General features: G+C 61.6%; 26 protein-coding genes. 12 read left to right on the top strand and 14 right to left on the bottom strand.

Annotated elements, in window-relative coordinates:
- The first annotated feature begins 61 nt into the window (after positions 1 to 61).
- Together ABD997_RS13530 and ABD997_RS13525 are read left to right on the top strand one after the other, a co-directional pair.
- Complete coding sequence (locus ABD997_RS13530; RefSeq protein ID WP_345317642.1) at positions 62 to 895, top strand: CvfB family protein; 834 nt, start codon at positions 62 to 64, stop codon at positions 893 to 895.
- Positions 896 to 976: 81 nt separating this feature from the next.
- Positions 977 to 1,591 (top strand): LysE family translocator, encoded by a 615-nt coding sequence (locus ABD997_RS13525; RefSeq protein ID WP_345317641.1) that lies wholly within the window; start codon positions 977 to 979, stop codon positions 1,589 to 1,591.
- A gap of 16 nt (positions 1,592 to 1,607) precedes the next feature.
- Here ABD997_RS13525 and ABD997_RS13520 read toward each other — a convergent pair whose 3' ends face one another.
- Both ABD997_RS13520 and ABD997_RS13515 read right to left on the bottom strand, forming a co-directional pair.
- Positions 1,608 to 1,844, bottom strand: a complete 237-nt coding sequence (locus tag ABD997_RS13520; RefSeq protein ID WP_345317640.1) for a DUF3389 domain-containing protein — start codon at positions 1,842 to 1,844, stop codon at positions 1,608 to 1,610.
- Entirely contained in the window at positions 1,841 to 2,272 is a 432-nt protein-coding gene (locus ABD997_RS13515; protein WP_345317639.1) for a hotdog fold thioesterase, read from the bottom strand. The genes ABD997_RS13520 and ABD997_RS13515 overlap by 4 nt, the downstream gene beginning before the upstream one ends.
- A 139-nt stretch (positions 2,273 to 2,411) precedes the next feature.
- Between ABD997_RS13515 and ABD997_RS13510 the strand changes: the two genes are divergently transcribed.
- Positions 2,412 to 2,891 carry a DUF2947 family protein gene (locus tag ABD997_RS13510; protein WP_345317638.1) on the top strand — a complete coding sequence of 160 codons (480 nt, stop codon included), beginning with the start codon at positions 2,412 to 2,414 and terminating at the stop codon, positions 2,889 to 2,891.
- Between the two features lie 106 nt (positions 2,892 to 2,997).
- Here ABD997_RS13510 and tkt read toward each other — a convergent pair whose 3' ends face one another.
- From tkt to speE, 4 genes are all read right to left on the bottom strand, one after another.
- Complete coding sequence (gene tkt / locus ABD997_RS13505) at positions 2,998 to 4,998, bottom strand: transketolase (protein WP_345317637.1); 2,001 nt, start codon at positions 4,996 to 4,998, stop codon at positions 2,998 to 3,000.
- A gap of 132 nt (positions 4,999 to 5,130) precedes the next feature.
- Positions 5,131 to 6,033 (bottom strand): DNA ligase, encoded by a 903-nt coding sequence (locus ABD997_RS13500; RefSeq protein WP_345317636.1) that lies wholly within the window; start codon positions 6,031 to 6,033, stop codon positions 5,131 to 5,133.
- A 214-nt stretch (positions 6,034 to 6,247) separates the two neighbouring features.
- Positions 6,248 to 8,164 (bottom strand): biosynthetic arginine decarboxylase, encoded by a 1,917-nt coding sequence (speA, locus tag ABD997_RS13495; RefSeq protein WP_425557075.1) that lies wholly within the window; start codon positions 8,162 to 8,164, stop codon positions 6,248 to 6,250.
- Complete coding sequence (speE, locus tag ABD997_RS13490) at positions 8,165 to 9,025, bottom strand: polyamine aminopropyltransferase (RefSeq protein WP_345317634.1); 861 nt, start codon at positions 9,023 to 9,025, stop codon at positions 8,165 to 8,167.
- A 491-nt stretch (positions 9,026 to 9,516) separates the two neighbouring features.
- On the opposite strand from speE, the gene metK reads away from it, so the two are divergent.
- Entirely contained in the window at positions 9,517 to 10,671 is a 1,155-nt protein-coding gene (gene metK, locus ABD997_RS13485; RefSeq protein WP_345317633.1) for a methionine adenosyltransferase, read from the top strand.
- A gap of 81 nt (positions 10,672 to 10,752) precedes the next feature.
- Here metK and ABD997_RS13480 read toward each other — a convergent pair whose 3' ends face one another.
- The 7 genes from ABD997_RS13480 to ABD997_RS13450 form a co-directional block, all read right to left on the bottom strand.
- Positions 10,753 to 11,061 (bottom strand): GNAT family N-acetyltransferase, encoded by a 309-nt coding sequence (locus tag ABD997_RS13480; RefSeq protein ID WP_345317632.1) that lies wholly within the window; start codon positions 11,059 to 11,061, stop codon positions 10,753 to 10,755.
- 6 nt (positions 11,062 to 11,067) lie between these two features.
- Positions 11,068 to 11,253: a GNAT family protein gene (locus ABD997_RS13475; protein WP_345317631.1), complete on the bottom strand. Its 186-nt coding sequence runs from the start codon at positions 11,251 to 11,253 to the stop codon at positions 11,068 to 11,070.
- 126 nt (positions 11,254 to 11,379) lie between these two features.
- Positions 11,380 to 11,862, bottom strand: a complete 483-nt coding sequence (locus ABD997_RS13470) for a phosphatase domain-containing putative toxin (RefSeq protein ID WP_345317630.1) — start codon at positions 11,860 to 11,862, stop codon at positions 11,380 to 11,382.
- A gap of 12 nt (positions 11,863 to 11,874) precedes the next feature.
- Complete coding sequence (arsJ, locus tag ABD997_RS13465; RefSeq protein ID WP_345317629.1) at positions 11,875 to 13,125, bottom strand: organoarsenical effux MFS transporter ArsJ; 1,251 nt, start codon at positions 13,123 to 13,125, stop codon at positions 11,875 to 11,877.
- 99 nt (positions 13,126 to 13,224) lie between these two features.
- Positions 13,225 to 14,232 carry an ArsJ-associated glyceraldehyde-3-phosphate dehydrogenase gene (locus ABD997_RS13460; RefSeq protein WP_345317628.1) on the bottom strand — a complete coding sequence of 336 codons (1,008 nt, stop codon included), beginning with the start codon at positions 14,230 to 14,232 and terminating at the stop codon, positions 13,225 to 13,227.
- A gap of 12 nt (positions 14,233 to 14,244) precedes the next feature.
- The gene (gene arsB, locus ABD997_RS13455) at positions 14,245 to 15,294 is read right to left on the bottom strand and encodes an ACR3 family arsenite efflux transporter (protein WP_345317627.1); all 1,050 of its coding nucleotides are present in this window, start codon (positions 15,292 to 15,294) and stop codon (positions 14,245 to 14,247) included.
- An 11-nt stretch (positions 15,295 to 15,305) separates the two neighbouring features.
- Entirely contained in the window at positions 15,306 to 15,650 is a 345-nt protein-coding gene (locus ABD997_RS13450; RefSeq protein ID WP_345317626.1) for a metalloregulator ArsR/SmtB family transcription factor, read from the bottom strand.
- Between the two features lie 262 nt (positions 15,651 to 15,912).
- On the opposite strand from ABD997_RS13450, the gene ABD997_RS13445 reads away from it, so the two are divergent.
- The 3 genes from ABD997_RS13445 to ABD997_RS13435 are packed head-to-tail and all read left to right on the top strand — an operon-like array spanning position 15,913 to position 18,519.
- Complete coding sequence (locus ABD997_RS13445) at positions 15,913 to 16,338, top strand: phasin family protein (protein WP_345317625.1); 426 nt, start codon at positions 15,913 to 15,915, stop codon at positions 16,336 to 16,338.
- A 16-nt stretch (positions 16,339 to 16,354) separates the two neighbouring features.
- On the top strand, positions 16,355 to 18,130 hold the full coding sequence (phaC, locus tag ABD997_RS13440) for a class I poly(R)-hydroxyalkanoic acid synthase (protein ID WP_345317624.1): 1,776 nt from the start codon (positions 16,355 to 16,357) through the stop codon (positions 18,128 to 18,130).
- Positions 18,127 to 18,519 (top strand): MaoC family dehydratase, encoded by a 393-nt coding sequence (locus ABD997_RS13435; protein WP_345317623.1) that lies wholly within the window; start codon positions 18,127 to 18,129, stop codon positions 18,517 to 18,519. Before phaC ends, ABD997_RS13435 begins: the two co-directional genes overlap by 4 nt.
- 30 nt (positions 18,520 to 18,549) lie before the next feature.
- Here the strand turns inward: ABD997_RS13435 and ABD997_RS13430 are convergent, their stop codons facing one another.
- On the bottom strand, positions 18,550 to 19,761 hold the full coding sequence (locus ABD997_RS13430; RefSeq protein ID WP_345317622.1) for an MFS transporter: 1,212 nt from the start codon (positions 19,759 to 19,761) through the stop codon (positions 18,550 to 18,552).
- Positions 19,762 to 19,939: 178 nt separating this feature from the next.
- On the opposite strand from ABD997_RS13430, the gene ABD997_RS13425 reads away from it, so the two are divergent.
- The 5 genes from ABD997_RS13425 (at position 19,940) to gshB (ending at position 24,129) form a co-directional block, all read left to right on the top strand.
- Positions 19,940 to 21,085, top strand: a complete 1,146-nt coding sequence (locus ABD997_RS13425; RefSeq protein ID WP_345317621.1) for a pyroglutamyl-peptidase I — start codon at positions 19,940 to 19,942, stop codon at positions 21,083 to 21,085.
- Between the two features lie 129 nt (positions 21,086 to 21,214).
- On the top strand, positions 21,215 to 21,706 hold the full coding sequence (locus ABD997_RS13420; RefSeq protein ID WP_345317620.1) for a SprT family zinc-dependent metalloprotease: 492 nt from the start codon (positions 21,215 to 21,217) through the stop codon (positions 21,704 to 21,706).
- A gap of 33 nt (positions 21,707 to 21,739) precedes the next feature.
- Positions 21,740 to 22,432: an endonuclease gene (locus ABD997_RS13415; RefSeq protein ID WP_345317619.1), complete on the top strand. Its 693-nt coding sequence runs from the start codon at positions 21,740 to 21,742 to the stop codon at positions 22,430 to 22,432.
- Positions 22,433 to 22,442: 10 nt separating this feature from the next.
- Complete coding sequence (rsmE, locus tag ABD997_RS13410; protein ID WP_345317618.1) at positions 22,443 to 23,174, top strand: 16S rRNA (uracil(1498)-N(3))-methyltransferase; 732 nt, start codon at positions 22,443 to 22,445, stop codon at positions 23,172 to 23,174.
- A gap of 10 nt (positions 23,175 to 23,184) precedes the next feature.
- Entirely contained in the window at positions 23,185 to 24,129 is a 945-nt protein-coding gene (gene gshB, locus ABD997_RS13405) for a glutathione synthase (protein ID WP_345317617.1), read from the top strand.
- Positions 24,130 to 24,164: the final 35 nt, after the last annotated feature.

The following is a 24,164-nucleotide window of genomic DNA, read 5'->3' as shown; positions in this document are numbered from 1 at the left end:
CGGTCAAAACAGGGTATACTTCGCGCCCGTTCCTTCTCCGGCAAATTCGACAGGCAAGCAGATGGTCAAAATCGGACAGTTCAACACCCTCACCGTGGTCAAACGGATGAGCTTCGGCCTCTATCTCGACGGCGGCGAGCTCGGCGAGATTCTGCTACCGAAGAAGGTGGCCCCAAAAACCGCGGAGCCCGGCGATCAGCTGGAGGTGTTCCTCTACACCGATTCCGAGGATCAGTTTATCGCCACGACCGCCCGGCCCAAGGCGGCGGTGGGGCAGTTCGCCAGCCTCAAGGTCAAGGAAGTCACCCGCATCGGCGCCTTCCTCGACTGGGGACTGGATAAGGACCTGCTGGTGCCCTTCAACCAGATGAAGACACCGCTGGAGGAGGGGCGCTGGGTGCTGGTTTACCTCTATCTGGATGAACACACCGACCGCATCGCCGCCAGCACCAAGCTGGATCGCTTCCTCGACCAGGAGCCGGCCAACTACCGGGAGAAGGAGCGCGTCTCCGTGGTGATTGGTGGCAAGTCCGATCTGGGTTACAAGGCGATCGTGAACGACGCCCACTGGGGGGTGATCTACTACGACAGTGTCTTCAAACCGCTGAAGATCGGCCAGCGGATGCCGGGCGTGATCACTAAGGTCCGGGAGGGAGGGCGCCTCGACGTCAGCGTCAATCCGCCGGTCAACAAGCAGGTGGATCGCCTCGGCGAGGAGATCCTGGCCTACCTGCGCAAGCAGCCCGACGGCTTTGCCCCTCTCTACGACAAGACCGATGCCGAGACCATCAAGGCGATCTTCGGCGTCTCCAAAGGGGTGTTCAAGCGGACCATTGGCGGCCTCTATAAAGCGGGCCACATCACCCTGCTGGATAACGGCATCGCCCTGCGCTAAGCGCACTCTTTGCCGCGCCGGCGCCCTGTTCCGGGGGCCGGCCCACCCTTTTCGCTTCCCTGCCCACAAACGATGCCCGCCATGATCGATCTGCCGACCCTACTGCTGTTCATCCCCACCTTTTTTGCCGTCTCCATTACGCCGGGGATGTGCATGCTGCTGGCCCTGAGCCTGGGGATGAGTGTCGGTTTTAAGCGGACCCTGCCGATGATGGCCGGGGAGCTGCTCGGGGTGGCGACGGTGTCGCTGGCGGCGGTGTTCGGGGTTTCGGCCCTGATGCTGCAGTGGCCCGTGCTGTTTACCCTGCTGACCGGCGTGGGCGGCGCCTACCTGGTTTACCTCGGGATACAGATGTGGCGAAGCCGGGGAGAGCTTGGCAGCGGCGATGCTGTGGCTGAGGTCGGCGCCGGAGCACTGTTTCAGCGCGGCCTGATCACCGCCATCGCCAACCCCAAAGGGTGGGCTTTCATGCTGGCGTTGCTGCCCCCCTTCATCCACGCCGACCTGCCGCTGGCACCACAGATGGCACTGCTGCTGACCGTGATCCTGCTGTGCGAGTTCACCTGCATGACTCTCTACGCCTGCGGCGGCCACGGCCTGCGCCGCTTGCTCAGCCGGGACAATGTCAAACGGGTCAACCGCATCTCGGGCACCCTGATGATCGGGTTGGGCCTGTGGCTGTTCTTTGGCCACTGAGTGACAACGCTGGGTCCTACAACCCTTTGATATCCACCCCAAGCTGCTCAGCCAGCTCGGTTAGCTGCTCCTCGTTATCCAGACGGATAGACCAGCTGACGCCCCCCCCGAAGCCGGTCACCACGTTGGCGATCCCCACCAGTTGAATGCAGTCCGCCGCCGCCTGGAAGGTGATACGGGCGGGACCCTCCAGGCGCACCATGAGCTCATTGGGGTTGGCGATCAGCGTCCCCTGGGAGAAGGTGAGTTTCACACCTTACCCTTGTGCTTTCGCACCGCCATGGTCAGCCGGCTCATGCAGACCAACCTTTCCTTCTCATCACGGATCTCGATCTGCCAGACCTGGGTCGTGCCCCCCAAGTGCAGCGGCGAGGCTTTGCCGGTAACGACGCCGCTGCGCTTGGCACGCAGGTGGTTGGCGTTGATCTCCACACCGACGCAATAGTGGTCATAATCGACACACAGGTTGGCCGCCAGCGAACCGACACTCTCCGCCAGTGCCACCGAGGCCCCGCCATGAAGCAGGCCCAGGGGCTGATGAGTCCGGTGATCCACCGGCATGCTCATGCTGAGCGAGCCATCGTCCACCGCCACCACCTCCATCCCAAGCTGCTGCACCAGGGTGTCCTCACCACGGTTGTTGAGCAGGGAAAAGTCCAGTTCGCGCTTCCAGATCGACATAGGGGCTCCTTATTTTTGGTCAGGAGGCCAGCATACTCACTAACATTGAGCCTGAACAGGGGACAATAAGATTCCTCCCGGCGACGTGGCTTTGGTACAGTGACCTGCCTACACGCAGGTCGGCAAGAGTTTAGAAACCATGAAAAAACACAACGAACTGAAGGACTACCCCTATGCCTGGGTGTTCAATCGGGCCGATCTGGCAATAAGCCCGGAAGATAAGGCGCAGATCCGCCCACTGACCCCGGTCTATGCCCAGCAGGTCTGGCACAACCAGGTGGGACAGCAGTGCCATGACCTGGAGCGGGTGGAGGAGGAACCCTGGCTCAGCGACGACCAGTGCTGGCCCTCCCAGTGGGAGTGGGCCGAAGCCTTTGAGTCGGACGAAGGGCCCCTGCCCCAGCCCCTGCACCAGTTCCTAAACTGGGATCCCCAGACGCTGGTGTTCATCTGTTACGACGACCAACACATCCTCGAAACCCGTTACGACGTTTTTCAGCGCAACTGGAAAGCCTTCCTGTTCGCCGCCGACCAGGCCCTTGTCTGTGGTCGGCGGCGCCACGAAGCACTCTGGTTTGTGGATGAGCACAAGGTCCGGCTCGGTTGTCGCAAAGCCTGAGACAACCAGCAGGGTTTCCCCAAAACAGTGACACCGGGGGCCCGGGTCCAACGAAAAAGCCCCCGGCATGGCCGGGGGCTTTTTGTTTAGCGCGGAGTTGGGCGCCTTAGCCGTTCAACATCTCGTTGGCCGTGTCGACGATGTTCTCGACGGTAAAGCCAAACAGCTTGAACAGTTCACCGGCAGGCGCAGACTCACCGAAGCTGGTCATGCCGATGATGCGGCCGTCCAGACCGACGTACTTGTACCAGTAATCGGCGATCAGGGCTTCCACCGCGATGCGGTTGGTCACATCGGAGGGCAATACAGACTCCTTGTAGGCCGCATCCTGGGCATCGAACACGTCGGTCGCCGGCATGGAAACCACGCGTACCGCCTTACCCGCTGCTTCCAGCTCGGCCGCCGCCTTCATCACCAGCTCCACCTCGGAGCCGGTGGCGATCAGGATCAGCTCCGGCTTGCCGACGCTGTCCTTGAGCACGTAGCCCCCCTTGGCCACGTTGGCCAGGGTCTGTTCATTCCGAGCCATCGGCTCCAGGCCCTGGCGGGAGAAGATCAGCGCCGTGGGCACCTCGGTGCTCTCAACCGCATAGCGCCAGGCCACTGCGGACTCGACAGCGTCACAGGGGCGCCAGGTGCTCAGGTTCGGGGTCAACCGAAGCGTCGCAACCTGCTCCACCGGCTGGTGGGTCGGACCATCTTCCCCCAGACCGATGGAGTCGTGGGTGTAGACGAAGATGGTGGGCTGCTTCATCAACGCCGCCATCCGCACCGCGTTGCGGGCGTACTCCATGAACATCAGGAAGGTGGCGCCGTAGGGCTTGAAGCCGCCGTGCAGGGCGATGCCGTTCATGATGGCACTCATGCCAAACTCGCGAACGCCATAGTGCAGGTAGTTACCGGAGGCATCCTCGGCGGTGACCGACTTGGAACCGGACCAGTTGGTCAGGTTAGAGGGCGTCAGATCCGCGGAACCACCCAACAGCTCCGGCAGCAGCGGGCCAAAGGCGTTGAGACAATCCTGGGAGGCTTTACGGGTCGCGACCTTGTTAGCACTGGCTTGCAGCTCGGCAATGTAAGCGTCAGCGTGATCGCTCCACCCCTCGGGCAGCTCCGACGCCATACGACGCTGGAACTCCGCCGCCAGTTGCGGGTGCGCCTCGGCATAGGCGGCAAACTTCGCCTCCCAGGCGGACTCGGCTTCCGCCCCGGCACGTTTGGCGTCCCAGGCCTGGTAGATCTCTGCCGGAACCTCGAAGGGCGCGTGTGTCCAGCCCAGGAAGTCGCGGGCGGCGGAGATCTCTTCAACCCCCAGCGGTGCGCCGTGGCAGTCGTGGGAGCCAGATTTGTTGGGGCTGCCGTAGCCAATCACGGTCTTGGTACAGATCAGCGTCGGCTTACCGGTTTCGGCTCGGGCGGCTTCGATGGCGGCGCGGATCGCCTCGGAGTCGTGGCCATCGACCGCAGGGATAACGTGCCAGCCGTAGGCTTCAAAACGTTTCGGGGTGTCGTCGGAGAACCAGCCTTCCACCTCACCATCGATGGAGATCCCGTTGTCGTCCCAGAACGCGATCAGCTTACCCAGGCCCAGGGTACCCGCCAGGGAACACGCCTCATGGGAGATCCCCTCCATCAGGCAGCCGTCGCCCATGAAGGCGTAGGTGAAGTGATCGACAACCTCATGACCCGGACGGTTGAACTGCGCCGCCAGCACCTTCTCCGCCAGCGCCATGCCGACCGCATTGGTGATCCCCTGGCCCAGGGGACCGGTGGTGGTTTCCACCCCTGGGGCGTAACCGTATTCCGGGTGGCCGGGGGTGCGGGAGTGCAGCTGGCGGAACTGCTTCAGATCCTCGATACCCAGGTCGTAACCGGTGAGGTGCAACAGGGAGTAGATAAGCATAGAGCCGTGGCCATTCGACAGCACGAAGCGATCCCGGTTGGCCCACTGCGGGTTGGTGGGGTTGTGCTGAAGAAAATCGCGCCACAGCACTTCGGCGATGTCCGCCATCCCCATCGGGGCACCGGGGTGACCGGAATTGGCTTGTTGAACGGCATCCATGGACAATGCGCGGATTGCATTGGCAAGCTCTTTACGAGAAGACATCTTGGCTCCTGGTGAGGGGGTGAATTGAAAATCGGCGCCCATATATTCCCCCTTCAACGGCGCAGACGCAAATCCCCTCGGACAATTCCCGTTCCAAGCACCACCTCTCCCGGCCAAACCGGCAGAACCGTCTCAAAATGCGACAAAAGTTCGGTCGAAACGGGCAAATCTCGGCAAGCCACTGGCGGTACGGCCATTGAAGCGGTAGGTGATCACCGTACCGACCTCGGGTGGCTCCCGCCGCTGGGCATGGGTAAACCCGGAGCCGATACGAAACTGCCTCCCCTGGCGGTCCTCCACCAGCAGTGAGCCCATCATTCCCCGGAACTGACCCTTGCCCGGAAGGTGCGCCAGCACCACGGCTTCATCGTCCTGGTAGGACTTGAGCTTGAGCAGCTCATCGCTGCGCCCCGGCAGGTAGAGTCCCTGGCGATGCCGAAGCACCACCCCCTCTCCCCCGGCGGCCACGATCCGCGCCAGCTCTGCCTGCAGCTGCTTCTCATCCTGGATCGACCTATGTTCGATCCGCGCGAGCTGGGGCCGTTCAGCACCCGACAGCAGGGTGGCAAGGTGGCGATAGCGCTGCTCGTAGATTACACCCCGGTCGGGTGCGTCGAACAGCATGAAACGGACCTGGCGCCAGGCCGCCTCGTCCGGTACGCGATCCCGGACAATGGCCATCAGGGCTTCGAACTGGCCCCGTCCCAGCCAGAGCTCGCCGTCCAGGGGGTGCGCCGGCAGCTGTGCCAGGAAAAAACCGGGGGCATGGATCTTGTGGCCACTGCGGGAGCTCAGCTGTGTGCCATCCCAGTAAGCGCGCATGCCATCGAGCTTTTCACTCATCCAGTAGTGGGTCAGGTTGAGCCCGGGTCGATACGCTTTGGCCAGTGGCAGGGCTGGCGCCTTGGGCTGCTCCGACACCCCGAGCGTATCGACCGTGGAGGGCGGTTCGGCGCCACTGAGCGGCAGGGAGAGCGGGGCCCCCAGCAGCATCGGCCAGTATGAGACCGGCCATCGGATAGGATTCAACGGCATAAAACCTCCCTGTTTTGCAGTGTGGTTAGCATCAGTGGGTGAAGGCCTTAGCTTAATGGGCAGCGGGACAGGGAAGGGGCCGGTTGACTCAAATCCACCACTTGTTGGCAAGGCCGAGCCTCAGCAGGCTCGATGCGGGCCGCCTCAATGGACAAAAATCGAAAACAAAAAAGGCCCTTACGGGCCTTTTTCATTCGGGTGCAGTCAACTGCGCTCAGGGTTCCAGGTAGGTGTAACCCTGAAGCCCCGCTTCCAGCTCCTGGAGGAACTGGGCTTTCTGCTCCGCCTCCAGCGGCTGGTCCCCTAAGCGGGAGCGGTAGCGGGCGAGGATCACCTTAGGATCCAGGTTCACGTACTCCATCACTTCAGCCACCGTGGTGCCCGCAACCGACTCGACGAAGTCGAGCTCGCCGTTGGCGTCCAGGCGGACATCCACCACCTCGGTATCGGCAAACAGGTTATGCATGTCACCGAGGATCTCCTGGTAGGCCCCCACCATAAAGAACGCGATATGGTAAGGCTTTTCCGCCTGCCACGCCGGCATCGGCAGGGTGGTCTCGATCCCCTGGCCATCCACGTACTGATCGATGGTGCCGTCGGAGTCGCAGGTGATGTCGAGGATCACCGCGCGCCGGTCCGGCTTTTCATCCAGCCCGGAGAGGGGCAGTACCGGGAACACCTGGTCGATCCCCCAGGCATCGGGCAACGACTGGAACAGGGAGAAGTTGACGTAAAATTTGTCCGCCAGCTTCTCATTGAGATCGTCGATCAACGGCCGATGGGAGCGGTTTTTCGGCGACAGTTGCCTTGCCACGTGCCAGGAAACCTGCAGGTGTACCTGTTCCGCCCAGGCGCGCTCACTTAGATCCAGCAAACCGTAGTTGTACTTGGCATGGACATCCGCCAGATCATTGACCGTATCGTGGTAGATCTCCCCCAAAGCGCGCACGTCAGTGTTACTGCGCGCCTCCTCCAGGGTCTGCCACATGTTGCGCAGCACCATGGGCGCACCCGGTAACAGTGGTGGGAGATCCGACTCCGGCTGGTACGCCTCCACACCGATAACGTCGGCGATCAGCACCGCATGGTGAGCGGTCATGGCCCGGCCGGACTCCGAGATCAGGCGCGGATGGGGCAGGCCGTACTGCTTGCACACATCACCGATGGCGTACACCACGTTGTTGGCGTACTCCTGCTGGGAGTAGTTGACCGAGCAGCTGCTCTGGGAGCGGGTCCCCTCGTAATCCACCCCAAGGCCCCCGCCCACATCGACGGTGGTGATGGGGGCGCCCAGCTTGCGCAGCTCCATGTAGAAGCGACCACACTCCGTCAGACCCTTCTGGATATCGCGGATATTGGCGATCTGGCTGCCGAGGTGGAAATGCAGCAGCTGCAGGCTGTCGAGACGGCCCTCGGTGCGCAACCGTTCCACCAGTTTCAGGATCTGCATCGCCGAGAGGCCGAACTTGGACTTTTCACCGCCGGAGGACTGCCATTTGCCCTTGCCCTGGGAGGCCAGTCGGGCCCGAACCCCGAGGCGGGGCACGATCCCCATCTTGCGGCTTTCCTGCAGCACAAGCTCCAGCTCCGACATCTTCTCAATCACCAGGTAGACGTCGTAGCCCATCTTCTGGCCGATCAACGCCAGGCGCACGTACTCGGAATCTTTGTAGCCGTTGCAGACGATCACCTGGGCAGCATCCTGTGCCATCGCCAGCACCGCCATCAGTTCCCCTTTGGAACCGGCTTCCAGCCCCAGCTGCTCACCACCACCGGCGATCAGGGCATTCACCACGCTGCGCTGCTGGTTCACCTTGATGGGGTACACCGCCAGGTAGTCACCGCGATAACCGTACTCCTCGATGGCGCCCCTAAAGGCACCGCAGAGGTTTTGCACCTGCCCCTGAAGGATATCGGGGAAGCGTACCAGCAGGGGCAGCTTGGCACCCCGCTCGCTCACCAACTGCTCAGTCAGTGCCGCCAGGTCGATGGCACGATCCGGCTTACCCTGCTCCGGTCGAACCTCCACATTACCTTGTGAATTGATGTGGAAGTAACCGCGTCCCCAGTAGGGCACGTTGTACAGTTCCAGCGCTTTATCAACGGTCCAGTTCAATGACGTCGTCTCCAATCAGTCGATCTTGGCTAGGCGGTCAACCAGGTACTGCGGCAGCGCGAACGCGCCGGTATGGATGGCCGGGTTGTAGTAGCGGGTTTTAAAGCCAGCGCGGGCGAAACGCTCGGCGATCACCTCGGTGCTGTGCTGACGCAGGCCGGCATCGTCGCTGGCCCAGGCCAGGGACATGATACCGCCGATGTAGGTGGGCACCGCGGCGCAGTAGAAGGTCCGGTCCGCAAAGAAGGGCTGCAGACGGGCCTTAGTGGTTTCCGCCTCGTCCGGCTGCATGAAGGGCACGCCGTTTTGCGCCACGAAAATCCCGCCCTCGTTGAGGCACTGCTTGCAGCCCCGGTAGAAGTCGGACTCAAACAGCGCCTCACCCGGGCCGATTGGGTCAGTACAGTCGGAGATGATGACATCGAACTTCTCGGTGCAGTTCATCACGAACGCCTTGCCATCGTCGATGACGATGTTCACCCGGGGATCCTCAAACGCACCGGCGCTGTGGTTGGGCAAAAACTGCTTGCACATCTCGATCACCTGGGCATCGATCTCCACCTGGGTAACCTGCTCAACCGCATCGTGGCGCAACACCTCACGCAGGATCCCACCGTCACCCCCACCGATGATCAGTACACGCTTGGCACTGCCATGAGCCAGCAGCGGCACATGGGTCAGCATCTCGTGATAGATAAACTCATCCACTTCCGTGGTTTGAATCACCCCATCCAAGGCCATGACGCGACCGAATCGCTGGTTCTTGAAGATGATCAGTTCCTGGTGTTCGGTCGGTGCACGAAACAGCACCTCCTCCATCTCAAACTGCTGGCCGTAAGACGGGTACAGGGTTTCCAGGTAACGGGGGTCGCTCATGGTGTTGTCTCCTCAACGTGCGCGTGTGCGCAGGGGTGATGCAAAGGCAAAAGCATGGGGCATCGCTGTCAGCTCAGCAAGGCCGCATGTAACAGGTGCAATTGAGAGGATGGATCAGGACTCTTGGAGCCGGAAGAGCGGGAGGGGAGTGCAGGCACGGCCGGGGGCCGCCGGGGATGAACCATATCGGATGCCGTGCAAGCCTCGCCCGCACGGCTTACGCCTCGAGAACCATGTACCTATTAACCTCAAAACTAAACCAGAAACTTCTTTAGCACTCGGTGCCAAAGCGAGCCGTTATACCCCCTTTATAGGGCAAAATCCAGCCCCTCTAAAGGGTCTACACTGGAGAGCGGGCCTCGGCATTGGCAGCGCCGCTTCCCACTTTTGTTCGCCCCGATTGGCAACCGGGATAAAAACCCCTAGAATAGCCATCCAGATGTAGATGCTTCTACACGTTTTTCAGTATAGATAGACGAGAGATTAATCAAATGGCACGTCACCTGTTCACCTCCGAGTCGGTGTCCGAAGGTCATCCGGATAAAATTGCGGATCAGATCTCCGATGCGGTTCTCGACGCCATCCTGGCGCAAGATCCCAAGGCCCGTGTAGCCTGCGAAACCTACGTAAAAACCGGCATGGTGATGGTAGGGGGAGAGATCACCACCTCCGCCTGGGTCGATATCGAAGAGATCACCCGTCAGACCGTCCGTGACATCGGTTACACCCACTCCGACATGGGCTTCGACGCCAACTCCTGCGCCGTCCTTTCCGCCATCGGCAAGCAGTCCCCGGACATCAACCAGGGTGTCGACAAGTCGGACCCGCGCGAGCAGGGCGCCGGCGACCAGGGCCTGATGTTTGGTTACGCCAGCAATGAAACCGATGTGCTGATGCCCGCCCCCATCACCTACTCACACCGACTAGTGAAGCGTCAGGCTGAAGTGCGCAAGAACGGCACCCTGCCCTGGCTGCGTCCGGATGCCAAATCCCAGGTAACCTTCGCCTACAACGCCGACGGTACCGTGGCCGGCATCGATGCGGTCGTGCTCTCCACCCAGCACTGTGACAGCGTCTCTACCGAAGAGCTGCGCGAAGGCGTGATGGACACCATCATCAAGCCGGTGCTGCCGGAGAAGTGGATCAGCAAAGAGACCAAGTTCCACATCAACCCCACCGGTCGCTTCGTGATCGGCGGCCCCATGGGCGACTGCGGTCTGACCGGTCGTAAGATCATTGTCGACACCTACGGCGGCATGGCCCGTCACGGTGGCGGCGCCTTCTCCGGAAAGGATCCCTCCAAGGTGGATCGCTCCGCGGCCTATGCCACCCGCTACGTGGCCAAGAACATCGTTGCTGCTGGCCTGGCGGATCGCTGTGAGATCCAGGTTTCCTACGCCATCGGCGTGGCCGAGCCGACCTCCATCAGCATCGAGACCTTCGGCACCGGCAAGCTGCCGGAAGATAAGCTGATCGCCCTGGTCCGCAAGCACTTCGATCTGCGCCCCTACGGCCTTATCCAGATGCTGCACCTGGAGCGTCCCATCTACCAGCCGACCGCCTCCTACGGCCACTTCGGCCGAGTTCAGTTCCCCTGGGAGCAGACCGACAAGGCGGAAGCCCTGCGCGCCGACGCCGGCCTGTGATCAGAAGCTGACACAAAAAACGCCCGCTCTTTTGAGCGGGCGTTTTTGTTGGAGCGCGCAACGCTTAAGCCGGGACGCCCACTACGCGCGTAACCGAGCCATCTTAATCACGTCGGTAAACCGCCTCGACCGAAACACCGCCTGGCGGGCGATGCCCTCCTGCTCGAAGCCAAACTTGCGGTAGAGTGCCAGGGCCGCTTCATTATCGGGGTATACCTCCAGCTCCAGACGGGAAAGGTTCAGCCAGTTGTCCGCCAACTCAACGGCCGCCGCCATCAGGGCGGTGCCGGCGCCTAGCCCTTGCCACTCATCATGGACGAACATGCCGACTTGGCCAACGTGCCGGCGTCGCGGCAGCTGCAACGCCTCCAACCCCAGGTTGCCGATCACCCTCCCCTAGCCGCTTTGTGCCACCAGTACATGGAGATGCTCCGGCCACTGCTCGCAGCGTTGCTGCCACATCGCCACGCTGGGCCAGGGCAGCTGCATGGTGTTGCTGTAAGCCTTTTCCCCTGCGGCGATCTCCTGGAAGGCCTTGGCATCGGAGGGCTCGGCCCGGCGGATAGTAAAGGATTCTGACATGGTCGACTCCTGGATACTGCAGCACGGTATTAGGCGGGACAGTTTATTTCTAACAGCTTGAGCAACAATAAAAAACCGCCACTGACCGGAGACAGTGGCGGTTTTTTTCGACCCAGCGGATAGCCCTTACCGCCCCGCCTTGAGGTAGTCCAGTTGCGACTCGGCAGTCAGGGCGCCGGGGCGGGCCGCTCGGATGGCCGCCAGGGTCTTATCCCAGTCGCCGCCACAGGACAGCACCAGCTTGGCAGCCACCAGGCCGGTACGCCCGGTTCCCCCGCGACAGTGCACCGAGACCCGCTCTCCCGCCTCAAGCAGCGCTTTGAGCTGGGGCAAAGCCTCGGGCCAACGGGCGTCGAACGCCCCCGCCGGCAAGGATTTGTCTTCCACCGGCAGGTGAAACCAGGAAAGACGCGCGGCCTCCAGGGACTGGCCCAGTGCGGTCAGGCCCAGGCTCGCCAACTCGGCCTCGGTCAGAGTCGTGACGACGGCGCTGACACCGGCCGCTTTGAGCAGGGCAATATCCTCCGCCAGCGGAGCTTCCAGGCCCGGGGCCGGATGCAGCGCCAACTTGAAGCCATCGGCTTCGGTCAGGACAGGTGAGAAACTCATACAGGTCTCCTTTTAACCTTGGGCCACCACGGCGTCATGGCGCGGCAGCCAGAGTGAAATGAGGGTGGCCAGGATCAGAAACAGCACCGAGATCCAGAGGCAGGCCGCCAAACCCGCCAGCTGGAACACCAAGCCTGAGAGTACCGTTCCCAGCAGCCGTCCCATGGCGTTAGCCATATAGTAGAACCCCACATCCAAAGAGACTCCATCCTCACCGGCGTAGTGGACGATCAGGAAGGAGTGCAGGCTGGAGTTGATGGCAAACACCGCGCCGAAGGTCATCAGGCCCAGGACGATGGTCGGCTGGGGAGGCCACTGAAGCTGAACCCCAAGAGCCAGGAGCGCCGTCACCAGGGTCAGCCCCCCCGCCCAGAGCAGCGCCGAGCGGCCATCGGGCACTCGCTCGAGTGGCTGGGCTGCAGCCCTGGCAGTGCCGGTCAGGCGGGGAGCGAACCCCTGGATCACGCCATAACCGATCACCCAGGCCGCCATGAAACCGCCCACCTGCAGGTGACTCCAGCCAAAGACGCTACCCAGGTAGAGCGGCACGGCGATGACGAACCAGACGTCCCGGGCCCCAAACAGGAACAGGCGGGCGGCGGAGAGCAGGTTGATGCTTCGGCTTTTGGAAAACAGCTGCGAGAACTTCGGCTTGCTTTTTGCCCGGCCCAGATCTTTGCCCAACCCTCTCAGGCTCAACAGCAGCACCACCACCAGCACCGTTGCCATGGCGACCATCGCCCAGCGGAACCCCAGCCCCATCAGCAGGGCCCCACCGAGGAAAAAGCCAACGCCCTTCAAGGCGTTTTTCGACCCGGTCAGCAGGGCGACCCAGCGATAAAGGGCCCCCTCCTGACCCCGGGGAAGCAGGGTCTTAATGGCACTTTTCGCACTCATCTTGTTGAGATCTTTGGCGATGCCAGAGAGGGCCTGCGCCGCCATGACGTAGGGCACCGACAGGTAAGCCGCCGGCACCGCCAGCATCCCCAGGGCCACCACCTGCAGCGCCAACCCGACGTTCATGGTGCGGTTGAGCCCCAGCCGGGCCCCCAGGTACCCGCCGACCAGGTTAGTGACTACGCCGAAAATTTCGTAGAAGAGGAACAGCGAGGCGATCGCCAGCGGACTGTAGCCCAGCTGGTGAAAATGGAGCACCACCAGCATCCGCAGGGCGCCGTCGGTGAGGGTGAAGTTCCAGTAGTTGAAGGTGACCAGCAGGTACTGTTTTACCTGCCGATCCAGCCCCTGGAGTCTGGCGATCATGGCAATTCCAAAACGGGTAGAGGGAGCAGCAGGCAGAGCGTTGCGCGATCCCAAAGGCAGGTGCTGGGCCTTTTCCCGGCACCTGCGCGCTTTTCCGGGTTACAACCCCTGTTGCACCAAGTAGCGAGCAAGCTCCATGGTGCGGTTCACATAACCCCACTCGTTGTCGTACCAGAGGTAGAGCTTGAGCTGTGTGCCGTTGACCACCATGGTCGACAGGCCGTCAACGATGCAACTGCGGGGGTCGCTACGGTAATCCACCGACACCAGCGGACGGGACTCAAAGCCGAGGATCCCCCTCATCTCCCCCTGGGAAGCGGTTTCCAGCAAGCCGTTCACCTCCTCCACCGTGGTGGCGCGCTCCAACTCGAACACGCAGTCGGTAAGGGACGCATTGCACAGAGGCACCCGCACCGCATGGCCATTGAGGCGCCCCTTCAGCTCGGGGAAGATATGGGTGATGGCGGTGGCGGAGCCGGTGGTGGTGGGGATCAAGCTCTCACCGCAGGCTCGAGCCCGGCGCAGATCCTTGTGGGGGGCATCGAGGATGGTCTGGGTGTTGGTGATGCTGTGGATGGTGGTCATGGATCCGTGCTTGATCCCCAGCGCCTCATGGATCACCTTCACCGCCGGAGCCAGGCAGTTGGTGGTGCATGAAGCTGCCGTAACGATCCGGTGCTGCGCCTTGTCGTACCAGTGATGATTGACGCCATAGACAGCGTCGAGCACCCCCTCCTGTTTGACCGGTGCCGTCACTACCACCCGTTTTACCCCCTGGTCGAGGTAGGCCTGGAGCTTGGCCTTATCCTTGAACTGTCCCGAGGCTTCAATCACCAAATCGCAGCCGGACCAGTCGGTCTGCTCCAGCGCCCGGTGACGGGTAACGGTGATCGCCTGACCGTCGATCAGCATCTTGTCACCCTTAACCCCGACTGCGTGGCCCCAGCGCCCATGGACAGTGTCAAACTCCAGCAGGTGCGCCAGGGTGGCCGCATCTCCGGCGGGATCGTTGATCTGAACAAACTCGAACTCGCGCTGATCCCATGCCGCGCGCAGGGCCAGGCGGCCCATGCGGCCGAAGCCGTTGATCCCCACTTTTACTTTCATCGTTGTCTCTCTTCAGGATTGCAGTGCCCGGGGATTGGCCCGGGCGTCGTCGTGAAACCAATGCCTAGTGCGATTGGCCAGCCCCACCAGGGAGAGCATCACCGGCACCTCCACCAGCACCCCTACCACGGTGGCCAGCGCCGCTCCGGAGTTCAAACCGAACAGCGCGATCGCCACCGCCACCGCCAGTTCGAAAAAATTGGAGGTGCCAATCATCGCCGCCGGCGCCGCCACGTTGTGCGGCAGCTTAAGGACTTTTGCCAAGCCATAGGCCAGGGCAAAGATCCCGTAGGTCTGGATCATCAGGGGCAGGGCGATCAGGACAATGAGCCCGGGCTGGGCTAGCAGCGTTTGGGCCTGGATGGCAAACAGCAGCAGTACCGTTGCCAGCAGCCCCATCATCGAGAAGGGTTTAAGGCGGGCAACAAAGCCCTCCAGGGCCGCCTCCCCCCGGCGCAGCCACCAGGCCCGGGCCACGACGCCCGCAACCAGCGGCAGTGCAACGTATAGCCCGGTGGCAAGTAACAAGGTTTGCCAGGGCACCAGCACCTCGTTGACCCCCAGCAGCAACGCCGCGATCGGCGCAAAGGCCACCACCATGATCAGGTCATTGACCGACACCTGGACCAGAGTATAGGCGGGGTTACCTCGGGTCAGCTGACTCCAGACGAACACCATGGCGGTACAGGGTGCCACCCCCAGCAGGATCATCCCGGCGATGATCTCGGAGGCGCTTTGGGGGTCAACCCAGTCGGCAAACAGCACACGAAAAAACAGCCAGGCGATGGCCGCCATGGAGAAGGGCTTGATCAGCCAGTTGATGACGAGCGTCAACATCAGCCCCTTGGGCTGCTGGCCCACCTGTCTCACCGATTGGAAATCGATCTGCACCATCATCGGGAAGATCATCACCCAGATCAGCAGGGCGATAACCCCGTTGATCCCGGCGATCTCCCACTCGGCCAGGGTGGCAAAGGCCTGGGGAAACAGTCGACCAAGGCCAATTCCAGCGAGAATCGACAGACCGACCCAAAGACTCAGGTAACGTTCAAAACGTCCCATGCTCACACTCCTCAGTTACAGCACTGCTGCTGACGTTGGGGCCTGTCCCCCATGGTGGCAAGGCGGTGCTCGGTTTCGGCCAGGAACTCCTGATGCTGGGACAGGATCCCCTCCAGGGTTGCCAGCAGCCAGGGCGGCAGGCTCGCCAAGGAGTAGTAGACCCACTGACCCGCCCGCCTATCCTGCAAGACTCCCTCCTGGCGCAGCCGGGCCAAGTGACGGGAAATCTTGGGCTGGCTCTCCTCCAGGGCACAGGTCAATTCACAGACGCAGCACTCCTTTTCCAGGAGTATCAGCAGCAGGATCTTGAGCCGGGTCTCGTCGGCAAGCGACTTGAGCAGGTTGACGGGATTCATTCTGATGCCTCGGGACTCATTTCGCAGTTCGGCCACATATAACAATAATCATATATATGAATTTTCATATGTAAAGCATAGGACGCCACAAAGCCGCAGGACGGGGTGAAGGTTTCAAGCACAAGAAACTGAATAGATTATAAAAAAGTGTCTCCATTCTGGGTTCATGCCGCAACGGCGGCGACGTTCGAAGCTCAATCCCACTGGCGGCCAACTCCCGTCCTCCTACATTCTTGCAACAACCTATTGTGCGATGCACAATATGCTCATAAACTCATCACAAAATGATGAGATTGTCGGCACTACCACCATGTCCGGTGGCCGGCCGCAGAGAGAGGAGTTCACCATGACCAACGCGTTCTTCGCACAGTGGCAGCAAGGGCTGGAGCAATTTACCGCTCCCTGGCTGCAGTGTCAGCAGACCTGGCTCGACAGCCTGGAGAAGCTGGCCCAGTTGCAGCTTTCCAGTGCCAGCTTTTACAGTGAGTTGTCCATTGAGCAACTGCACAATGTGAGCCAGCTGCGGGATCCCGAGAACTGGTCTGCGCTGACGGAGCAGCAGCAACACCACTTCGGTGCCCTGGTTGAGCGTCTGAACGCCGACTGCGGCCAGATGAATGAAACGCTCAAGGCGTGCCAGGCGGCTTGGCAACAGCTGCTGAGCCAGAGCCCCCAATTCAGTCAGTGACAAGAAGGGAGTCACCATGAGTAAAGGAACCTATGAACAACTGTTGGACAGCCTGATGCACTGCAACGAGCAGTTGCTGGAGCTGGCCAAGAACCAGGGACAGCACACCAGTCAGGCGGTACTCAAAACCAGCCTGGATGACGTGAACAAAGCGGTCACCGAGGGGATGAAAGATCCCGCCGGGGTGATCCAGCAGCAGGTTAACTGGTGGCAATCCCAGCTGCAGCTGTTCCAGAACACCATGCTCAAACAGGCTGGCCAGACCGTAGACCCGATGATCGAGCCGGAAAAGGGCGATCGCCGCTTCCGCGATCCCCAGTGGCACGAGAACCCCTGGTTTGATTACATCAAGCAATCCTACCTGCTGACCACCCAGAGTCTCCTGGCCAGTATCGATGGACTGGAGGAGCTGGATGAGGACGCCAAGCAGCGGCTGCGCTTCTTTACCCGCCAGGCAGTGAACGCGCTCGCCCCCAGCAACTTCATCGGCTCCAACCCGGAGTTGCTTCAGCTCACCCTCGAGAGCCGGGGAGAGAACCTCAAGCGCGGCATTGAACAACTGTTCAGCGATCTAAAGCGCAGCGCCGGCAGCCTCAATGTCAGCATGACCGACGAGTCGGTGTTCCAGTTGGGTAAAGATCTGGCGGCCACCCCCGGCAAGGTGATACAAACCGGTCAGCTGTTCCAACTGCTTCAGTACAGCCCCACCACCAAGACGGTCTCAAAGCGTCCGGTGATGATCGTGCCGCCTTTCGTCAACAAGTACTACATCATGGACCTCCGTCCGGATAACTCGCTGGTGAAGTACCTGGTCGATCAGGGCCATACCGTGTTTATGCTCTCCTGGGTGAACCCAGATATGAGCCACGCCGACGTCGATTTTGAAGACTACGTGGTCGATGGCGTGATCGAGGCCCTGGATGCCATTGAGCAGGCCACCGGGGAGCAGGAGGTCAATGCCGTTGGTTACTGCATCGGCGGTACCCTGCTGGCCACCACCATGGCGTACATGGCGGCACGGCGCATGAAGCAGCGGATCAAATCCGCCACCTTCTTCACCACCATCCTCGACTTTGGCCAACCCGGCGAACTCGGCGTCTACATCAACGACGACGTTGTCTCCGCCATGGAGCAGCAAAACGCCGAGAAGGGGGTGATGGATGGCCGACAACTGGCCGTGGCCTTCTCCCTGCTGAGGGAGAACAACCTCTACTGGAACTACTACGTCGACGGCTACCTCAAAGGCAAGACACCGGTGGCCTTTGACCTGCTGCACTGGAACTGTGACAACACCAATGTGGCCGGGAAAACCCACTCCACCATGCTGCGCCGTTTCTACCTTAACAACGAGCTGATGCAGCCCGGGGCCTTCACGGTGCGGGGCACCAAGATCGACCTGAGCAAGATCACCGCCCCCACCTACTTTGTCTCCACCATCGAGGACCACATCGCCCTTTGGCAGGGGAACTACGACGGCATGTTGAAGCTGGGCGGGGAGAAAACCTTCATCCTGGGCGAATCCGGCCACATCGCCGGGATCATCAATCCCCCAGGTGGCAAATATGGCCACTACATCGGTGCCAGCGCCGACGTGTCGCCGGAAGCCTGGCTCGAGAGCGCCGAGCACCACTCCGGCTCCTGGTGGCCCACCTGGGAAGCCTGGATGAAAGGACTGAGCAAAGCCGAGCCGGTTCCGGCCCGTAAACCGAAAGCGGAACTGGAAGATGCGCCTGGCAGTTACGTTAAGCAGCGCCTCAACAGCACCACCGCGAAGGAACAGGAGGAAGTATGAATTTGCAGCTAGGCCAGAGCGCCGAGATCAGCAAGGTGTTTGGCCCCAGTGAAGTGGCGGCGTTTTCCGAGCTGTCGGAAGATCGCAACCCGATCCACCTGGATAGCGAGTTTGCCGCCAAGACCCCCTTCGGCAAACCTATTGTTCACGGGATCCTGCTCTCCAGCCTCCTCTCAGGCTTGCTGGGTCAAAAGCTCCCCGGCGCCGGTGCCGTCTACCTGGGGCAGACGCTGAAATTTGTCCGCCCGGTCTTTGTCGGCGACGCCGTCACCGCCCGGGTGACGGTGTCCCAGGTGCGCGATGATAAACCTATCGTCACCCTGCTGACCGAGGTACTCAACCATAACGGCGAACCCTGCGTTCAGGGCGAAGCCGTGGTCAAGATCTGATCCTGCCGCGAGAAGCAAACAACGCCCGTCCTACGCGGGCGTTTTCTTTCCGGGCCGTTCAACGCTCGGCCCCAGACTGTGTTTCAATCCCCAAACCAGCAGCAGCATCACCAGGTAAAGCACCAGCGAACCGAGAATCACCCCATCCCAACCCCTCTCCTGCCACCACCACAACAACCAGAACCCGCCCAAACTGCCGCCGAGGTAGTAGTGCACCAGGTAGAGCGCGGTGGCACCCGCTCGCGCCTGCCGGGCCTCCCGTCCCACCCAGGCGTAGGCCAGGGCATGTACCAAAAAGGCGCCGGCGCTGATCAGCAGCAGCCCGAGGAGGATGGCCCACAACGTCTCCAGTCTCGCCAACACTAACCCAAATAGGGCCAATAACACGCCAAAGGCCATCCCGGAGAGGGGGCCAAAACGCTGGCTCCAGAGACCCGAAAGGGCCGAGGTGAGGGTGCCAGTCAGGTAGCAGAGGAAAATTCCGGCACTGACGGCCACCGGCAGCTGATGCGGGGGCGCGACCAGGCGAAACCCCATCACGGAGAACTGATTCACGAACAGGGCAAAGTTCACCCCGCCCAACAGCATCGCCAGCACCAGCCGGGGCGCCATCAGGTGGCCGAAGATAGCGCGCCACAGCGGCATCCACCCCGGGGTATGGGGTCGAAACTCGCGCTCTTGCGGCAGCCAACGCAAGGCGCCCAGCACCACCAGAACCCCCACCGCCGAGCTAGTCAGCAGCATCCCCTGCCACCCCAGCCACTGCCCCAGGGCACCGCCGACAAGCCGGCTGAGGATCCCACCCACGGAGTTCGCCGCCACGAATCCCCCCACCGCCAGCGCTAGGGCCGAAGGCGAAAACTCCTCGGCCATGTAGGCCACCGCTACGGCGGTAAAGCCCGCCAGCACCCCACCCAGCACTACCCGTGCGACCACCAGGGCCCATAGCGAATCCGCCATCGCGCCGAGGGCACCGACCGGCGGGATCGCCATCAGGCTAAGACAGATCACCCGGTAACGCCCTACCCGCTCCGACAATACGGCCCAAGGCAGCAGCGCCAGGGCAAGTCCGAGAAACACACCGGCATGGGCCCAGTTGGCCTCACTGGCACTCACCGAGAAGGTCTCGGTCAAGGTGGGAAGCAGGGGCTGGAGCAGGTAGAGATTACCAAACACCAGCAGCGCCCCTAGGGTCAGCGCCCGGCGCGCAGCAACATAGTCTGGGGTGCCAACATCAATCATGGCCGCCCTCAATCAATGGGTCAGGGCGCCCAGCTTAGCAATTGGACGTCGTGAAGCCGGCATTGAAATCATCACTGGTTAAATATCGATAGGTTATTGCAACCTAAAGAACTTTTTTTGCCGAGACCGCAAGAACTCAGTACCTTGTAGCCTAATTGAGAACCCAAGGAGGATCGCCATGAACAAGCTGGGATGGGGACTGGCCATGAGCTTAGTGAGCGGCGCCATAATGGCCGCCCCGCTGGACACCGAGGAATTGCGCCTGGAGAGGGCCCAGGAGACGATGGGACCGCTGACCCAGCGTTATGAGGCGCAGGTGGATCAACTGATCCAACGTTACCGCGCCGATGACGGCGAACTGACCGCGACCCGAAAAGTGGCCGAAGATGCCAGCGCCCTTTGGCGCGCCGCCGTCGAAGACGTCCAGGGCGGATTTTTCGATGACCGCGCCCTCTACTGGAACCGCCTGGCGGCGCGGACCCGCCTGAAGCAATCAGACCCTGGATTTGCGATCGTGCCCTGGCAGCGCGAGATCATGCTCAGCACGCTGGAGAAGGCGTCCAGGGGAATGAGCGACATCCACTTTGACGACGACAGTGATATCAAGATACTGCTCACCGGCTTCGATCCCTTCCGCCTGGATGACCACATCGACCAGTCCAACCCTTCCGGTCTTGCCGCCCTGGCGCTAGACGGCCAGCGCTGGCAGGTCGACGGTCGGAAGGTGCAGGTTGAAACCGTGCTGATCCCGGTTCGCTTTGCCGATTTCGACCAGGGCCTGATCGAATCCCTGCTGACCCCCTACCTGCGGGATCGCCGGGTCGATATGGTGGTCACCGTCTCCATGGGACGGGATGGCTTCGATCTTGAGCGCTTCCCCGGACGCAACCGCAGTGCCGAGGCCGGCGATAACCTCAACGTCGTTACCGGGGCCAGCAAGACCCAGCCCCTGCCGCCGACACTGAACGGTACCGATCTCAATGGCCCTGAGTTTCTCGAGTTCAGCCTGCCGGTCGCCCAGTTACAGAAGGCCACGGGGCGCTACGAGATTCGCGATAACCGCCAGGTCACCACTCGGCAGGGTGACAGGGAGGCCCGAAGCCTCCTCTCTTTGCGGGATGCCACTTCGGTCGCCGGCTCCGGGGGCGGTTACCTCTCCAACGAGATCAGCTATCGCAGTCTCCTGCTGAAGCAGCTGCTGGAGAGCCCGGTACCTGTGGGCCATATCCATACCCCTAAAATCCAGGGCTACGACGAGCAGCAAAACCGTGCCATCGTTGAGCAACTCGAGGCGATGCTCAAACACGCCGTCACCGCGCTCTGATCTGCCCATGGCCATGCCCTGACGGCATGGCCATGGACACCCACCAGTAACCCCTTATACTGGCGACCCTTCCAGACCCAGCACAGCAAAGCAAAGCAAAGCACACCGAGTTTCCGCCCCGAGAGCACGATGAATACCTCCCACCCCCAACAACCCGCGCTGCTGGCGCGCATCGAGCAGTGTTACCGCCTTGCGGAATCCCGACTGGCGCGCCCTTTTGCCCGCCCCGAGGTACTCCTGACACTGCGTGGCCAAAGCGCCGGTGTGGCCCATCCGTTGCAAAACCGACTGAGATTCAATCCTGTCCTGCTAAGCGAAAATCCCGAACCCTTCCTCACAGAGGTGGTCCCCCATGAGATCGCCCACCTGCTGGCCCATACCCTCTATGGCCGGGTTCGCCCCCACGGGAGGGAGTGGCAAGCGCTGATGACCAACGTGTTTGAACAACCCGCCCGCACCCGACACGCCTTCGATGTCAGCAGTGTGGCGCCCAAAACCTTCCCATATCGTTGCCTTTGCCAACGGCATGCCCTGACCCTGCGCCGGCACAACCGGGTGCAGCGCGGCCAGGCCCAGTATCACTGCCGGCGCTGCCAGGGCCCCCTGACCCCAACCGAATAACCGCCTTTATCCACTCTTCTAAAACGAGTTCCCATGCGACTGTTACTCCTTCTCCCCCTCTGGTGTGCCCTCATCGGCACCGCCCAGGCCACACCGGAACGCTTCTCCCAGTCGAAACGGATCCTGGGCCAGCTCTACCAGGGGCCGTTGACCTCCCAGACCCTCTACTGTCAGTGCCCCTTTGACGCGGAAGATGGCAAGCTGGTGCCGGACCTCGCCGCCTGCGGATACCAGGTGCGCAAACAGCCCCGCCGCGCCGGCCGAATAGAGTGGGAGCACGTGATGCCCGCCTGGCAGTTTGGTCACCTGCGCCAATGCTGGCAACAGGGCGGGCGCAGCCAGTGCCAGAAAGACCCGGAATTTCGCCGCATGGAGGCGGATCTTCACAACCTCTACCCGGCCATCGGGGAGGTGAACGGCGACCGTTCCAACTACCGCTTTTCCGTCTGGGGCGACACCTCAAGCCAGTATGGCCAGTGCGAGATGCTGGTGGACTTCAAGGGCCGACGTGCCCAACCGCCGCAGTCCAGCCGGGGCCCCATTGCCCGCGCCTACCTCTACATGGCCGAGCACTATCGACTGGCGCTGTCCGATAGCCAGGAGAAACTCTATCGCGCCTGGCATACAATGTACCCCGCAGACGCCGCCGAGTGCCGCCGCCACCATTTGGTTGCCGAGCACCAGGGCTGGCCCAACCCCTACATCGCTACACAGTGCGATGAGTGAAGAGTCAAGCATGCGCATTCCAAGAATTTACCAACCCGGCCCCCTTGAGGTCGGTCAAACCCTGGCTCTGGACGACGATGGCGCCAACCATGTCGGCCGGGTACTGAGGATGCAGGCCGGTCAGGCGCTGATCCTCTTCAACGGCGAGGGAGACCAGTTTCCCGCCACCATCACCGAGGCCGGCAAGAAGCAGGTTTTGGTTCGAATCGAACAACGCGAAAGCCAGGACTCGGAGTCTCCCCTGAGTTTGCACCTGGGACAGGTGATCTCCCGGGGCGACAAAATGGAGTTCACCATCCAGAAGGCGGTCGAGCTCGGGGTCGCCAGCATCACACCGCTGTGGTCTGAGCGCTGCGGGGTTAAACTCAGCGGCGATCGGCTGGATAAGAAGATCCATCAGTGGCAGAAAGTGGCCATCGCCGCCTGCGAGCAGTGTGGCCGCAACCGGGTGCCCGAAGTCCGGCCGGTGATGAAGCTGGAACCCTGGCTGGCAGAGCCATTTGACGGCCTTAAGCTGAACCTCCACCCCCGTGCCCGCTACAGCATCAATACCCTGCCGGAGCCTGTCACCACCCTGCGGCTGCTGATCGGCCCGGAGGGGGGCCTCTCTCCCGGTGAGATCGAGGCTGCCGCCGCACAGGGGTTTACTGATATTCTGTTAGGCCCAAGGGTGCTGCGTACTGAAACCGCAGCCCTGACCGCCATTACCGCTTTGCAGGTCCGCTTCGGCGACCTCGGATAAGGAGCTTTCGATGATCAAGCTGGGTATCGTGATGGACCCCATCAGCAGCATCAACATCAAAAAAGACACCAGCTTTGCTTTTCTGTTGGAAGCACAGCAGCGTGGCTATGAACTGCACTACATGGAGATGGCGGATCTCTACCTGTTGCAGGGCGAGGCCCGCGCCTCCATGCGGCCGCTCCAGGTCGAGGAGAACCCGCAGCAGTGGTTTACCCTGGGCGAAGCGGCTGACCATCCCCTGGCGGATCTGGACGTGATCCTGATGCGAAAGGATCCTCCCTTCGATACCGAGTATATCTATGCCACCTACCTGCTGGAGCGGGCCGAGGAGCAGGGAACGCTGATCGTCAACAAGCCCCAGAGCCTTCGGGACTGCAACGAAAAGCTGTTTACCGCCTGGTTTGCCGAACACACCCCAACGACCCTGGTCAGTCGCAGTCCCGCCCAGATCCGCGCGTTTCACCGCGAGCATGGCGACATCATCATCAAACCGCTGGACGGCATGGGTGGCGCCTCCATCTTCCGGGTCAAAGCCGATGGCGATAACCTGGGAGTGATCATCGAAACCCTGACCCAACATGGCCAGGTGTTCACCATGGTGCAGAAGTTCATTCCCGACATCCGCGATGGGGACAAGCGGATCCTGATGGTGGATGGGGAACCGGTTCCCTACTGCCTGGCCCGGATCCCGCAAGGGGGAGAGACCCGGGGCAACCTGGCCGCCGGTGGGCGGGGGGAAGCCCGGCCGCTGAGCGAGAGTGACTGGGCGATCGCCCGTTCGGTGGCACCGGAGCTGAAAAAACGCGGATTGATCTTTGTCGGGCTCGACGTCATCGGAGACCGGCTCACGGAAGTGAACGTCACCAGCCCCACTTGCGTACGCGAGATCGATGCCGCCTTCGGCACCAACATCAGCGCACTCTTGATGGATGCCATCGAAAAGCACCTGCGCTGACAGAGTTCGGGCCGCCCACTGGGCGGCCCGATTTG

This window comes from Ferrimonas gelatinilytica, from assembly GCF_039544205.1.
GTDB lineage: Bacteria > Pseudomonadota > Gammaproteobacteria > Enterobacterales > Shewanellaceae > Ferrimonas > Ferrimonas gelatinilytica.
Note: the sequence above shows the minus strand (reverse complement) of the source record. Positions and strands in the feature narration are given on the sequence as shown.